The organism is Spirosoma arboris, assembly GCF_009754945.1.
Lineage (GTDB): Bacteria > Bacteroidota > Bacteroidia > Cytophagales > Spirosomataceae > Spirosoma > Spirosoma arboris.
The window spans coordinates 391,671-405,126 of the sequence record NZ_WPIN01000001.1; the positions used below are offsets into that span (position 1 = coordinate 391,671).

At 45.2% G+C, this 13,456-nt stretch carries 10 protein-coding genes; 9 read left to right on the plus strand and 1 reads right to left on the minus strand.

All coding sequences use genetic code 11. The features are described from left to right. Window positions 1-6: 6 nt before the first annotated feature. Complete coding sequence (locus GO755_RS01615) at window positions 7-1,341, minus strand: Nramp family divalent metal transporter (protein WP_157582819.1); 1,335 nt, start codon at window positions 1,339-1,341, stop codon at window positions 7-9. A gap of 180 nt (window positions 1,342-1,521) precedes the next feature. On the opposite strand from GO755_RS01615, the gene GO755_RS01620 reads away from it, so the two are divergent. The 9 genes from GO755_RS01620 (at window position 1,522) to GO755_RS01660 (ending at window position 13,433) form a co-directional block, all read left to right on the plus strand. Then, window positions 1,522-2,190 carry a metal-dependent transcriptional regulator gene (locus GO755_RS01620; RefSeq protein ID WP_157582820.1) on the plus strand — a complete coding sequence of 223 codons (669 nt, stop codon included), beginning with the start codon at window positions 1,522-1,524 and terminating at the stop codon, window positions 2,188-2,190. Window positions 2,191-2,221: 31 nt separating this feature from the next. Beyond that, entirely contained in the window at window positions 2,222-3,298 is a 1,077-nt protein-coding gene (locus tag GO755_RS01625; protein ID WP_157582821.1) for an LptF/LptG family permease, read from the plus strand. 83 nt (window positions 3,299-3,381) lie between these two features. Further along, window positions 3,382-4,314: a DMT family transporter gene (locus GO755_RS01630; RefSeq protein WP_157582822.1), complete on the plus strand. Its 933-nt coding sequence runs from the start codon at window positions 3,382-3,384 to the stop codon at window positions 4,312-4,314. 9 nt (window positions 4,315-4,323) lie between these two features. Then, window positions 4,324-5,760: a DUF6056 family protein gene (locus tag GO755_RS01635; RefSeq protein WP_227686828.1), complete on the plus strand. Its 1,437-nt coding sequence runs from the start codon at window positions 4,324-4,326 to the stop codon at window positions 5,758-5,760. Window positions 5,761-5,776: 16 nt separating this feature from the next. Next, a complete protein-coding gene (locus GO755_RS01640; protein ID WP_157582823.1) occupies window positions 5,777-7,543 on the plus strand; it encodes a hypothetical protein in 1,767 nt (588 codons plus the stop codon). A 314-nt stretch (window positions 7,544-7,857) separates the two neighbouring features. Beyond that, window positions 7,858-9,549 carry a hypothetical protein gene (locus GO755_RS01645; protein ID WP_157582824.1) on the plus strand — a complete coding sequence of 564 codons (1,692 nt, stop codon included), beginning with the start codon at window positions 7,858-7,860 and terminating at the stop codon, window positions 9,547-9,549. A 68-nt stretch (window positions 9,550-9,617) separates the two neighbouring features. Then, window positions 9,618-10,655, plus strand: coding sequence for a glycosyltransferase family 2 protein (locus GO755_RS01650; RefSeq protein WP_198174726.1), 1,038 nt, complete (start codon window positions 9,618-9,620; stop codon window positions 10,653-10,655). A gap of 212 nt (window positions 10,656-10,867) precedes the next feature. Then, window positions 10,868-11,911 carry a glycosyltransferase family 2 protein gene (locus GO755_RS01655; protein ID WP_157582825.1) on the plus strand — a complete coding sequence of 348 codons (1,044 nt, stop codon included), beginning with the start codon at window positions 10,868-10,870 and terminating at the stop codon, window positions 11,909-11,911. Next, window positions 11,901-13,433, plus strand: coding sequence for an MBOAT family O-acyltransferase (locus tag GO755_RS01660; RefSeq protein WP_157582826.1), 1,533 nt, complete (start codon window positions 11,901-11,903; stop codon window positions 13,431-13,433). The genes GO755_RS01655 and GO755_RS01660 overlap by 11 nt, the downstream gene beginning before the upstream one ends. The last annotated feature ends 23 nt before the right edge of the window (window positions 13,434-13,456 follow it).

The following is a 13,456-nucleotide window of genomic DNA, read 5'->3' on the forward strand; positions in this document are numbered from 1 at the left end:
CGCCTATTAGGCAATTGTATCCCAAAGCAAATACCCATTCAGGCCCATGATCAGGGCAGCTACCGCCCAGGATAGCGTTTTTAGCCAAACCGGATTAACGAAACGGCCCATCTTCTCTTTGTCATTGGTAAATTGCACTAAAGGCACCACGGCAAAGCTAAGTTGAAGGGAAAGGATAACCTGACTGAATACAAGCAATTCACTGGTGCCATGTTCACCGTAAAGAACCGTGACCACCAGCGCCGGAACAATGGCTACTAAACGCGTAACTAACCGACGTAACCAGGGCTTTATTCGTAAATTGAGGAATCCCTCCATCACAATCTGACCCGCCAGTGTACCTGTCAATGTCGAGTTTTGGCCCGAAGCTAGTAGAGCAACGGCAAACAATATACCAGCCAGCTTAACCCCAAGAATTGGGTCGAGGAGTCGATGCGCGTCGGTGATGTCGGCAACTTGTTGGTTACCCGAGAAGTGAAACGCGGCTGCCGATAAAATCAGGATGGCGGCATTAATGAAAAAAGCCAGAAACAACGAGACTGTCGAGTCGATTGTGGCGAATTTAATCGCCGACTTTCGGCCTACATCCGTGCGGCCGAAATCGCGGGTTTGCACAATGCTTGAATGCAGGTAAAGATTGTGTGGCATAACCGTAGCCCCCAGAATCCCAATGGCAATGTAGAGCATTCCCGGATTGGTTATAACATCCGTACGCGGCACCAGCCCTGAAACGACATCGCCAATGTTGGGCTGCGAAACCAGCAATTCATATCCGAAACAACCAACGATCAAAAAGATCAGGCTGGCAACGATTCGTTCGAGCAGTTGAAATCCCTTATTCTGCAAATACAGCAGCAATAACACATCCATAGACGTAATGAGAACGCCAATGGTGAGTGGAAGTCCAAACAGTAAATTGAGAGCAATAGCCGACCCAATGACTTCGGCCAGATCACAGGCTGCAATGGCAATTTCGGCCAGTAACCATAAGCCAACACCTACCGGACGACTGAAATGATCGCGGCAAGCCTGGGCGAGATCCCGACCTGTAGCAATGCCTAATTTCAGAGCAAGGTGCTGGAGCAGGATGGCAAACAGATTGGAAATCAGCACGACTGATAACAGCCGATAGCCATAACGAGCTCCCCCGGCAATATCCGTTGCCCAGTTGCCAGGGTCCATGTACCCTACCGCCACCATCAGACCGGGGCCTGCGTAGGCACGTAATGTTTTGAAAAAACCTGCACCTATTGGTACATGAACAGAGCTATGTACATCGGCTAATGAGTTTTCGTTAGACTCCTGCCGCCAGTTTTTCGTTTGTGTATTGGTTGCCTCCATCTAGTAAGCAAGGTTATGGTTGTTTGGACCGTTGAGTAGACCCATAACGCAACAAAGATAAGTATTATTGAAATAAAAATTTAGACTAGTCTAAATTTTTAGAAAGTTTAACATAAAAACTACCTTTGTGGGTAAACTGTTTTGATTTCGTTTGCCGTTCTGAATAAGTAGTCGTAGTCTATGCAATCGTTCACCGAAGAAAATTACCTGAAGATGATCTATTCACTTGCCAATCGTAAGCAAGGGGAAGTCAGTACGAATGCATTGGCGGAGATGACATCAACGAAGGCGGCTTCGGTGACAGATATGCTTCGTAAACTGGCTGATAAACAGCTGATTCATTATAAAAAATACCAGGGTGTTCGATTAACGGAAGAGGGCGAACGACTAGCACTTCAAGTGATCAGACGGCATCGGCTTTGGGAAGTTTTTCTGGTCCAGAAGCTCGGCTTTGGCTGGGATGAAGTCCATGAAATTGCGGAAGAATTAGAACACATTCGGTCAGAAGATTTAGTGGCACGTTTAGATACGTATTTAGGCTGCCCCCAGTTTGATCCACACGGTGATCCAATTCCTACACCTGCCGGTCAAATGCCCGAAATGGGTTATCGAAAACTATCGGAGGTGGCCATGGGAGAAGACGTTTGTCTGATGGCTGTACTTGAGCACTCTCCTGAATTTCTGAAACACCTCGATCACTCAAATTTGACGCTTGGCTGCACTGTAACGGTTAATGAAGTGAACGCCTTCGATAAATCGGTACTGGTCCAGACTGCTACGGGCCGTACCGTATTTGTTAGCTACGAAGTCGCTAAAAATTTATTAGTGAACTCAATAGGTGGTAAATAAGTGGCAACTTATTACTTACCACTCTTTCTATATGAAACTCTTAGACGCTTATATACTCAAACGTTTTCTTCAGACCTACATCTTCGTGGTGATGGTCATTGTGCTAGTGGTTGTTATGATCGACTACACCGAAAAGGTGGATAACTTTCATAAGACCCATGCACCCGGCAACGAAATTCTATTCGATTATTACCTCAATTTTGTTCCGTACTGGGCCAATTACATCAGTCCCCTGATGGTCTTTATTGCTACGGTATTCCTTACATCCCGGCTGGCTGCCCGGACCGAAATTATTGCTATTCTGAGTACTGGGGTTAGTTTCATGCGCCTACTATTTCCTTATGTGCTTGGTGCATCAGTACTGGCTGTAGCCACGTATTTTATGGTTAACTACGTGATTCCAAAAGCCAACAAAACCAGGATTGCGTTCGAGATAAAGTACATAAATGATTCCTTTACGTACTCTGGTCGCAACGTGCACTTGAAAATTGCGCCTAATACCTATGCCTATCTGGAGAGTTATAATAACCTGACTAATACAGGTTACAAGTTCACATTGGAGCAGGTAGATGGAAACCAGCTTAAACAGAAACTCACTGCCGACCGCATTGAGTGGGATGACAAAAAGAAAAAATGGTCTGTTGTCGATTATAAAATTCGTGCAATAAACGGCCTGCACGAAACATTAACTCCTGGTGCTCGCATTGACACTACGCTGAATTTGAAACCCGACGATTTCAGTTCAAACTTTAACCTGTACGAAACCCTCACCCGACCTGAACTCAACAAGCGAATTGAATTATTGCAAAGTCGCGGCTCCGATGGCATTGAAATATACCAGATTGAGAAGTACAGTCGCGATACACGCCCGTTTGCTATTATCATTCTGACGGTTATTGGCGTAATTATGTCGGCCCGTAAGAGTCGCCGGGGCGTGGGCTGGCAAGTGGCGCTAGGGTTCATTCTGGCCTTTACTTACCTGCTGTTTTTTATGCTGGCGAAAGGCATTGCCGAGTCTGGGAACCTCAACCCAATAGCGGCAGTCTGGCTGCCAAATGCTATTTTTGCGCTCATAGGAGTATTGTTATATAACACAATACCCCGATGATGAATGAATTATAAATGATGAATGATGAATGATGAATGAGCTATCCAACGGCATTCATCATTCATCATTCATCATTCATCATTATGATTTATAAGCCTTCCTTTACTGATTATCTCCAACTCCATTTCATTGTTCTGATATGGGGCTTTACGGCCATTCTGGGTAAGTTATTAGCCCCGCTCGATGCTTCAGGGGTTGTTTTATTTCGGACGCTGCTTGCTGTGGTAGGTATGGGTGTTGTCTTGTTGGGGCGTCGGCAGAGTCTTCTGGTTTCCCCGGCCGATCGTTGGCGACTACTGGCAACGGGCGGTTTGATTGGGCTGCACTGGGTTATGTTTTTTCTAGCTGCCCGATTGGCCAATGTCTCGGTCTGTTTGGCGGGCATGGCGACTAGTTCGCTCTGGGCCAGTGTTCTGGAGCCGCTCGTACTGCGCCGACGAGTGCGTACTATTGAGGTGATATTAGGGGCCGTTGTAATGGCTGGTCTTTACCTGATTTTTCGGTTTGAATTCGATAAGGTCGTTGGTTTAGCAGTAGCTATATTTTCGGCTATGTTGTCGTCGTTGTTTACAATTATTAACAGCCGATTTACGCAGCGATACAATGCCTTGGTCATCTCTTTTTACGAAATGATTGGGGCATCGGCAGGTGCTTTTGTTCTGTGGCTTCTTGTTCGGGCTGGTGATCCATTCGACGCAAATCACGTTATTCAGTATGTGCCTGATTCACTCATGCAATGGCTCTGGTTACTAGTGTTATCGCTGGTTTGTACGGTTTATGCCTATACGGTAGGGGTAGGGTTATTGCGGAAGTTCTCGCCGTATATGGCCGTATTAACTGTAAATCTGGAGCCGGTTTATGGAATCTTACTGGCCGTATTGATTTTTGGCGATACGGAACGAATGACCCTGGGCTTTTATGGAGGTACCCTTGTCATTCTGGCGGCTGTGCTGGCCTACCCCTTTCTGAATAGCCGATTTACTAAAACGCAGGCCACCTTACCCACCTCAACTTAATTCGTCATTATGCGTGAATCCATGCCTTTAGTGCGTGTCATTACCGGTGCTTTACTTGCTTTTGTCGGTGTATTAGTCGTACCCTTAATTGCCCTGGCGACGTTTAATCACCCATCTCCAACCGACGATTATTGTTTTGCCAATACGGCGATGAAATATGGCTTCTGGGAGGCACAGCAGTTGTATTATGATGGCTGGACAGGGCGATTCTTTCACAATTTTATTGTTCATACAAATCCATTAGTGATTGGCTGGTATGGAGGGTATAAAGTATATCCCGTTATTTTTCTGGCCATCCTGTTAGCTAGCTTTTATGCATTGTCTAGCCAATGGCTTTATCGGATAGCTGGAGTCGGTGTAAAATCGGCTCTGGCAGCAGGTCTGTTTATTGGCTTCATGGCAACACTGGCCAGCATTCCCGAATATTTGTACTGGTATACGGGTCTGGCCAGTTATGGCCTCTCAAGTGCGTTATTTTTGTTGTTATTAGCTACAATGCTGGCTCATCAACGACAAGGATTTGGCTTGCAACCAGGTTACCTAGTCGCCGAAAGTTTGCTTGTGGCAGCTATTATCGGATCGAGCGAAATGACAATGGTACTGATGTTGTCGGTACTGGGCCTGATTGCATTTGTCGATCTACTCCTGCGTCGGCAGATAGCTGTACCAACGTTGATCTTGCTGGCTGTTGCAGGCTTATCGTGTTATTTCCTGATGAAGGCCCCAGGTAACGCCATTCGGCTGGGAGGCAATCCTAATAGCAGTAATATTCCACTAACGCTGGTTTCTTCACTGCGCTATGCTGGTCCTTATGCTCTCCAGCAAATTGTTCGAACGCCCTGGTTGCCCCTGTCATTATTGTACCTGCCCTTTGCCTGGCAACTTATTAATTCATATTCTGGCAGCCAGCTTAACAAGCTACCTGCCTATTTGCGGGTACATCCCTTACTTGGCATGCTGCATGGATTTGCCACCGTATTAGCGCTGATTTCCCTGCACTTTTATGGCGTTGGTATTCCACCAATTCCGCGCTTGATTAACGTCGTAAATCTGACCTTTTGGCTTAGCTGGATGTATAATCTAACCCTTTGGGTAGCGTTTTTGCGTCCTCGATTGCAGCTTGATCAGTGGCAAATAAATACCCGATTGCTGGCGTATGTTTTACTGGTCTGGGCACTTGCTTCGGCTGTAGTTGGGCCGGTAATTCCGGTTGTATATGGCGACTGGTTGAGTGGCCGGGCGGCCCAGTATGATCATGAAATGGAACAACGATATGCCCAACTCGCCAGACCGGGTAATCAAATTAGTTCGATAGCACCATTGAGCAACTACCCAGTTTCCTTATTTTTGGAAGATATCCACAGCGACCCAAAATACCTTTGGAATCGTTGCTGGGCCGATTATTTTCATAAAAAGGCGATTATACTGGCAGAGACTCCCAAGTAGTCGGTGCCGTAATCTTATGAAGTTAGTTTCTATAGCCAATCCTCAACGATTCATGTCCAGCCGGTTGCGTACGCTTGCTTCTGTGCTGATAGCAATACCCATCCTTTGCTTTTGTGTCCTTTTGCTGATCTATGTAGTCGATGTGCCCTGGATCGACGATATAGATGCGTTTCTGAGCTTTATCATTGGCTATATCGATGCGCCTACCCTTGGCGAAAAGCTTGATTGGCTGATCCGTCCAAACAATGAGCATCGTATTTTGATGGGCAAATTAATCACGCTGGCGATGTATAAGCTGACGGGTATAGTGAGCTATCGCTGGCTGATTTTTGCGGCTTTTGCCTTTTTGCTGGGCCTGCTGGTTTTATTTTATCGCATTTTTCGGTCGATGAAATTGCCGTTACTGGCATTTGTTCCGGTGGTCTTTCTGCTGCTTCAGCCGCAATACTACCTCACTAGTATGTGGGCCATTACTGCCATGCAACATCAGGTGGTCATTATGATGTCCTTTGTAACGATTTACTTACTCGCTAGTGATGAGCAAAATCGATTTGGGGCCGCACTGGGCGTGCAGGTATTAACATCGCTGTCGATGAGTAATGGTCTGTTTGGATGGGTAGCGGGAGCAGTAGTGCTTGCCTTGCAACGCCAGTGGATTCGATTGGGTATCTGGCTCCTGCTGGGCGTAGGAACCATTGTATTTTATTTTCATGATTTCCCCGATGGCCAGGGTAATGAAAGTAGCGTATCTTTTTTTCTGAAATACCCTTATCTGGTATTCCTGGGCTTCTTTACATTCACAGGCGGCCTGTTCGATTTCTTTTCCAGGGCCGATATTCTTTGGCGAAGTGTATTACCAACACTGGCCGGTTTTGTTATTATTCTGACTATGCTAGGATTGCTCTGGCGTATGAATGAACCAAGGCTAGGTCGGCGAATTGGCGCCTATGAATCGTCAAACCGGGCAACCAGGGCACTCTGGAAACGGCGCTATTTTTTTACGGGTTGCTATGCCTTTCTAATGGTCAACGCGGTAATTGTCGCCTTTCTGCGGCCTCGTTTTGGCTATGAGGTTATGCTGATCAGTAACTATATGATTTATCCGGCAGTACTGGTGATCCTGATTTATCTGAATATACTGAGCGAACGCCAAACAGAACTAACGCTTAATCGGTGGGTGGGATTCGGTCTATTGATTAGCCTGGTGATCTGGAGCAATTGGTATGTTGTCCAACTTCCAAAAATTGCCTATCGGAAGCACCAAATGTTAACGTATGCCTTTAACCAGAAACATAATAAAACTGGACTTGGGCCAAGTTGGGGAAGTTCCTTTTTGGCTTTAGCCGAACGGACAATGAATGAGACGATTCGTCGAGGCATTTATGCGTATCCTGAAGCTTATTATACGCCTTACGAATCTCAGTTGGTATTGTCGCAGCAAATGAAGCCCGATACCAGTTTACATATAAACGTATTGGGTGGAGGCTACAGCTATATAGCCGAAACCAATTATAATGCCTTGCCCCAACCGATTGACAAAGCTGCTATTGTGATTCAATCGGCCCAGCGAACATATCTCTTTCCTTCCGAACTGCCCTATACGTTTATTAATTATTACCTGAACCGCCCGATCAGGACGATTCAGGCTGAAATTATTAACCCAACGGTTGCGCCCGGCCACTACCGTATAGGTATTCTATCTCCTTTAGATGGCAAAAATCCTATTCGATTTAGTCGCCAGACCGTAACTGTTCCTACGGCAATTGAAGATAGCAAGCGCTAGATGAACAAGCATCTATGCTATGGAGACACCCATCTCTAATCTTGGAATTATATTCCTTTATGAAAATCTCGGGTACATCTGGATTTATTTTTAGCCCTTTTTTATACGGATTAAGGCTATAATGGAAATTAAATGGATTTATAAAGTATATGTACTAGTAAACTATTAAGGGTAAATTTTTTATAAATTTGTACACGAATCGCTCCAATTTTTAATTCAAATTACCATTTGTACATGTATTATTAGCGGAGAGATGATAGCCTATTTTGGAAAATGGCCATTCAATAAGTCTGGCTACTATCCTTTCCGTAGTTATGACGTACAAATCCAGGTCGCTTCAGCGCATTGCGCCCATTTTAATTCTCCTGCCAATTAGTTGTTTTTGGGCCTTTCTTTTTGCGTATGCGGCTGATATTCCCTGGATGGACGATATGGAATCGTTCATTTATTTTCAAGTCAAGTTTCTTCGCGCAGAATCTATATTGACCAAGCTAGAATGGCTGCTTAAACCTAATAATGAACATCGTATTCTATTTGCCAAATTAGTAGCCGCTGGTATGCAGGCTCTTACGGGAAGCGTCAATTTTCGTTGGTTGATTTTAATAGCATCCATATGGCTTGTAGGGATAATCTTTATTTTATACCGTGTCTTCAGAACGATTCGAGTACCGTTAGTGGCTTTTTTGCCCGTAGTACTCCTGTTACTACATCCACAGTATTACCTAATTACGCTGTCGGCAGTAACTAGTTTTCAGCATCAAACGACTGTTGCTTTACTGTTTGCAGTAGCCTATTTGCTAGCCAAGCCTGGCACGGGACGGCTAAGTGGAGCGTTAGGTTTACAAATTCTGGCATCCTTTTCCATGAGTAGTGGTCTGTTTGGCTGGGTAAGTGGGGCCGGCACGCTACTGGTGCAACGTCGGTTTAAAGAAGCTATCGTTTGGATAGGCATCGGTGTCGTTATTATAGTTTTGTATGTACGTGGTTTCGCTAATTCACAAGGCAACGATACCAGTATATCGTTTTTTCTACAGCACCCGCATCTGGTGTTTTTGGGATTTTTTACGTTTTCAGGCGCACTGCTCGACTTTTTCCCTTCTGCTCCCATCTTACCACGGAGTATTCTTCCTACACTGGCTGGCTTTGGCTTAATCGGCGTGTTGCTGTGGATGCTGAAACGGATGTTGTTGCCTTGGCCCGCTGCGAGCACTCAGCCAGACGCAAGGTCCGTACGACGTAATTTCCTGGTTGGAGCTTACGGATTTATATTGATAAATGCCGTCCTTATCGCCTTTCTACGTCCCCGATTCGGGTATTCGGTAATGCTCATTAGTAATTATACAATGTATTCTTCGCTATTAGCTATCCTGCTGTATCTGAATGGATTGAGTGAATTTAGCCGTTGGGACATCCAGCGAAAATGGATAACGGTAGGGTTGTGTCTGGGGCTCATTGTCTGGAGTGCAATGTATTTTCAGAGTTGGACCCGCGTGGCCGAACGGAAGCAAATGTTTGAAGCTTTCTCCTTTAATCAAAAACACAATGGAGTGGGCCTGGGGGCAACCCTGGGAACACCGTTCGCTCCCGCAGCAAAATGGTGGATGGATAGTGCCGTTGCGATAGGCTTCTACCAATACCCCCGTGCTTTTTATACGCCTTATGAACAGGATCTACTGAAGCCGGCTGTTGGTCAACCGACTACCTCAATTAATCTCCTTATTGACGAGCAGCCTGATTATTTCTCGGTTCAGACGGAAGGATGGCAGGTGCCTGAACACTTGTCAAACGCCTGCTTCATTGCCAAATCACCTGAACGAACTTACCTATTTCCCGTTCCGACACTCTTCAATCCAACGTCATTTTTTCTGGGGCGTAAAGTGCCTGTGTTGAGAGCACAGTTATTAAAAACCTCGCTCTATCCCGGCACCTATCAGTTAGGCATTCTACTATCGCCCGTATCTGGTCCGGCTATCCAGTACCTTAAGCAGCATATTACGGTTCGGTAGGCCGGAAAATTTACGCCGAATTAAGGCAATTGCTCACTTCTAAAGCTATTTAGGCAAACTGTACCACCATGAACGAGATGCCGATGTACTCTTCTTTTGTCTCCGTTATTGTTCCCTGTTACAACGAACAGCAGGTTCTTAGTGAGACATATGCCCGGCTGACGCAGGTGATGCAGGCCCATTTTACACGATATGAATTAATATTCATTAATGATGGAAGTCGCGATGCGACGCTGCCCATCCTGAAAATGATGGCAGCCGATGACTCCAACGTTTCTGTTCTTTCGTTTTCGCGAAATTTCGGACACCAGCCAGCTGTTTCGGCGGGTATCGCTAATTGTAGAGGGGAGGTGGCTATAATTATAGATGCTGACTTGCAGGACCCGCCTGAGCTGATTCCTGACATGGTGAAGCTTTGGAAGGATAAGGCTTGTAACGTAGTCTACGCTGTACGCAGCAATCGTGAAGGAGAAACCTTTTTCAAAAAATTGACCGCTAAAGCGTTTTACCGGATCATCAATTATTTAGCGGAAGTGCCGTTGCCGGCCGATACGGGTGATTTTAGACTTATTGATCGGAAGATTATCAATGCGTTCAACCAATTATCCGAACACAATAAGTACATCCGGGGACTGATAAGTTGGGTAGGTTTCAAACAAGAACCCATCTATTATCAACGGGCCGAACGCTTTGCTGGAAGCACCAAATACACGCTCGGTAAAATGCTGAAGTTCGCCCACTCCAGTCTACTCTATTTCAGCCATAAGCCGCTCAGAATGGCTTCATCGCTGGGCGTTATCAGTGTTGGAATAGCTATGGTATTATTGCTTTGGGTCGTGTATAATATTATTTTTCTACCTAATCAACTTGTTCATGGATGGGCATCTTTGCTCATTGTCATTATGTTTTTTGGAGGAATTCAGATGCTAACGATTGGTGTACTGGGCGAATATATTAGTTCGATTTTTGATGAGATAAAGAACCGCCCGGAATTTATTATTGACGAACGTATTAATTTTTTGCCCGAGACGACAATCGAAGAAACGCTGAGTTTACTAAAAAACCAGCGAAGTGGCAAGTCCTCTAAAGCTGTATATACAGAATGAGAAGCCAATAGCGACCTATGAATCAACAGATTGGCTTCGATAACTGCTATTAGAAACCAATCCACACCTATAGTCCCGAAGTAGTGATCCGACTATTGTGTCAGGCCACTATAGTATATATATACTAGCCGCTTTAGGCGGCAAGAAATCCGGTCACTTTAGCAATCAGCGAATGACCATTCCTTAAGAAACTAGTGAGGATTATCCCCTCAATGTCAAAAAAGCTTACTTTTGCCAACTGTGCCACTGACTCACTAGCTATTGTTTTGCCAAATCCTCAGATTTCAATTATTGCTCCACTGTACAACGAAACCGAGTCGTTTCCACGTCTTATAGCGCGGCTGAATGCCGTGATGGAGAATTCACCCCTGACTATTGAAGTTGTATTAATTGATGATGGGAGTCGTGATGATACCGCTGTACAGATGCAGCAGCTGGCTCTGACCGATGGTCGGTATCAATGTGTATTTCTGTCTCGTAACTATGGGCACCAGATTGCGTTATCGGCGGGTATCGCAAGGGCTTGTGCTACAGAAGCGCTATTTATTATCGATGGCGATTTACAGGACCCACCTGAACTGCTAACAGACTTTTATCAGAAATATCAGGAAGGTTACGATGTCGTCTATGCCGTTCGGAAGAAGCGAAAGGAAAACTGGTTTAAACGGTCTGCCTATGCGTTGTTTTACCGGTTTATGCGTTCGATTTCCTACGTTGATATGCCCCTGGATAGTGGTGATTTTTCACTCATTAGCCGTCGGGTAGCCGATGTATTGAATCAAATGCCTGAAGAAAGTCGATTTATTCGGGGAATGCGGAGCTGGATTGGATTTCGGCAGATAGGCTTCGAATATGAGCGGGATGCCCGTCAGGCCGGAGAGTCGAAATATTCCTTCAAGATGCTCCAGCGGCTGGCTTACAATGGAATCTTTAACTTCAGTGAATACCCTGTCAAAATTATTACCCGAATGGGTATGCTTACGTTAGGTGTAGCCGGAATTTATTTGATACAGACACTCATCAAACGATTTATTTATCACGATGTACCACAAGGCTTTACGGCCCTGTTGTTCTTCATTATTCTGTTCAGTGGTATACAATTGATTGCACTGGGACTGATTGGTGAATATGTGTTACGCATATTTTTCCAGGCCAAAGGTCGCCCGCTTTATGTTGTTCGGGAAGTTATCCGGCAACAGCAACGTCAGCCCTTATCCGGTGTAAACGGCCAGAAACCCCAGGAGAATGTTATTTAATTCACTACAATTTTTACTGTTTTTTATTGTCGTTACCCTAAGCTACTTCAGCTTGAAGTGGCAAGGGCGATGGATACTGTTGTTAGTAGCCAGTTGCTACTTCTACATGGTTTTCCAGCCCACGTATATCCTGATTCTGTTCCTAACCATTGTCATTGATTACATTGCGGGTATCTGGATTGAGAAATCAAGCGGGAAATCACGACGATGGCTATTGATTCTATCCCTGATTTCAAATCTCGGTATTCTGGCATTTTTTAAATATCTCGGCTTTTTTACCGAAAATATTGCCGCTCTATTCGATGCTTTTCAGATGCCGCATATGGCCGAATCTGTCACAAATCTGGTGAATCGAGTATTTGTGAAGGTATTACATGTATTTGGTCAGAGTGGCATATCGTCGTATAAAGACAATATGAGCATTCTGCCCATTGGCCTCTCGTTTCATACATTTCAGGCCATGAGTTACACCATTGAGGTGTATCGGGGGAATTATAAAGCCGAAAAGCATTTTGGTATTTATGCGCTCTACGTGATGTTCTACCCGCAGTTGGTGGCTGGTCCCATTGAGCGCCCGCAAAACGTTTTGTGGCAGTTTCACGAGTACTTCAAGTACGATATTGAAAACGTAAAGGCTGGCCTTATGCAGATGGCATTCGGGCTATTTAAAAAGCTTGTTATTGCCGACCGTCTGGCTATGCTTGTTGACTACAGCTACGGTAATCCATCAGAACAAAATGGGTTGACTCTACTGGCAGCCACATTTTTCTATACATTCCAGATTTACTGCGACTTTTCTGGCTATTCCGATGTGGCTATCGGCGCTGCACGGGTCATGGGTTTCGATCTCATGGAAAATTTCCGAACGCCTTATATTGCCCAATCTATTTCGGAATTCTGGCGACGCTGGCATATTTCACTTTCGACCTGGTTTCGAGATTACCTCTATATCCCATTGGGGGGGAACCGTAAGGGCGAATTCCGACAGTACCTCAACATGCTGATTGTGTTTCTGGCTAGCGGCCTCTGGCACGGCCCAAACTGGACATACGTGATTTGGGGTGGACTGAATGGTGTCTACCAGATTCTGGCTGTTCTGCGCGACAAACTACTATCCAAAATGGGTTTTTCGAGTACACCCCCCAGTCTGGTTACCTCGCCTGTTCATGATACCCAAAGCCGAAAATCACCCGTGCGTGTGGTTGTGAATACCTTGATCACCTTCGTCCTGATTATGCTGACATGGGTGTTTTTTCGTGCCCGTAACCTCGCCGATGCCTTCCTTATTCTGAAACAGATTGCGACCTTATCGATCAATGACCACATCGATAGTCCGATGAATTCGGTTGAAATGTGGTTCAGCATCTTTTTAATCGCTTTCCTGATGGTGAAAGAATATTTTTATCTGACTATTCCAACCCGCAGCACATTCCGATTTGCCGTATTATTCGCGCTGATTACCTTTATGACCTATCTCTTCGGCGTTTTCTCCTCGAACCAGTTCATTTATTTCCAGTTCTGATTTGGGTGTAAGCTCTATCTAAA

Excerpts from the sequence above, each read along its gene's own strand:
- GO755_RS01615 (WP_157582819.1), bottom strand. The coding sequence starts at position 1,341 with ATGGAGGCAACCAATACACAAACGAAAAACTGGCGGCAGGAGTCTAAC.
- GO755_RS01620 (WP_157582820.1), top strand. The coding sequence starts at position 1,522 with ATGCAATCGTTCACCGAAGAAAATTACCTGAAGATGATCTATTCACTT.
- GO755_RS01625 (WP_157582821.1), top strand. The coding sequence starts at position 2,222 with ATGAAACTCTTAGACGCTTATATACTCAAACGTTTTCTTCAGACCTAC.
- GO755_RS01630 (WP_157582822.1), top strand. The coding sequence starts at position 3,382 with ATGATTTATAAGCCTTCCTTTACTGATTATCTCCAACTCCATTTCATT.
- GO755_RS01635 (WP_227686828.1), top strand. The coding sequence starts at position 4,324 with ATGCGTGAATCCATGCCTTTAGTGCGTGTCATTACCGGTGCTTTACTT.
- GO755_RS01640 (WP_157582823.1), top strand. The coding sequence starts at position 5,777 with ATGAAGTTAGTTTCTATAGCCAATCCTCAACGATTCATGTCCAGCCGG.
- GO755_RS01645 (WP_157582824.1), top strand. The coding sequence starts at position 7,858 with ATGACGTACAAATCCAGGTCGCTTCAGCGCATTGCGCCCATTTTAATT.
- GO755_RS01650 (WP_198174726.1), top strand. The coding sequence starts at position 9,618 with ATGAACGAGATGCCGATGTACTCTTCTTTTGTCTCCGTTATTGTTCCC.
- GO755_RS01655 (WP_157582825.1), top strand. The coding sequence starts at position 10,868 with ATGTCAAAAAAGCTTACTTTTGCCAACTGTGCCACTGACTCACTAGCT.
- GO755_RS01660 (WP_157582826.1), top strand. The coding sequence starts at position 11,901 with ATGTTATTTAATTCACTACAATTTTTACTGTTTTTTATTGTCGTTACC.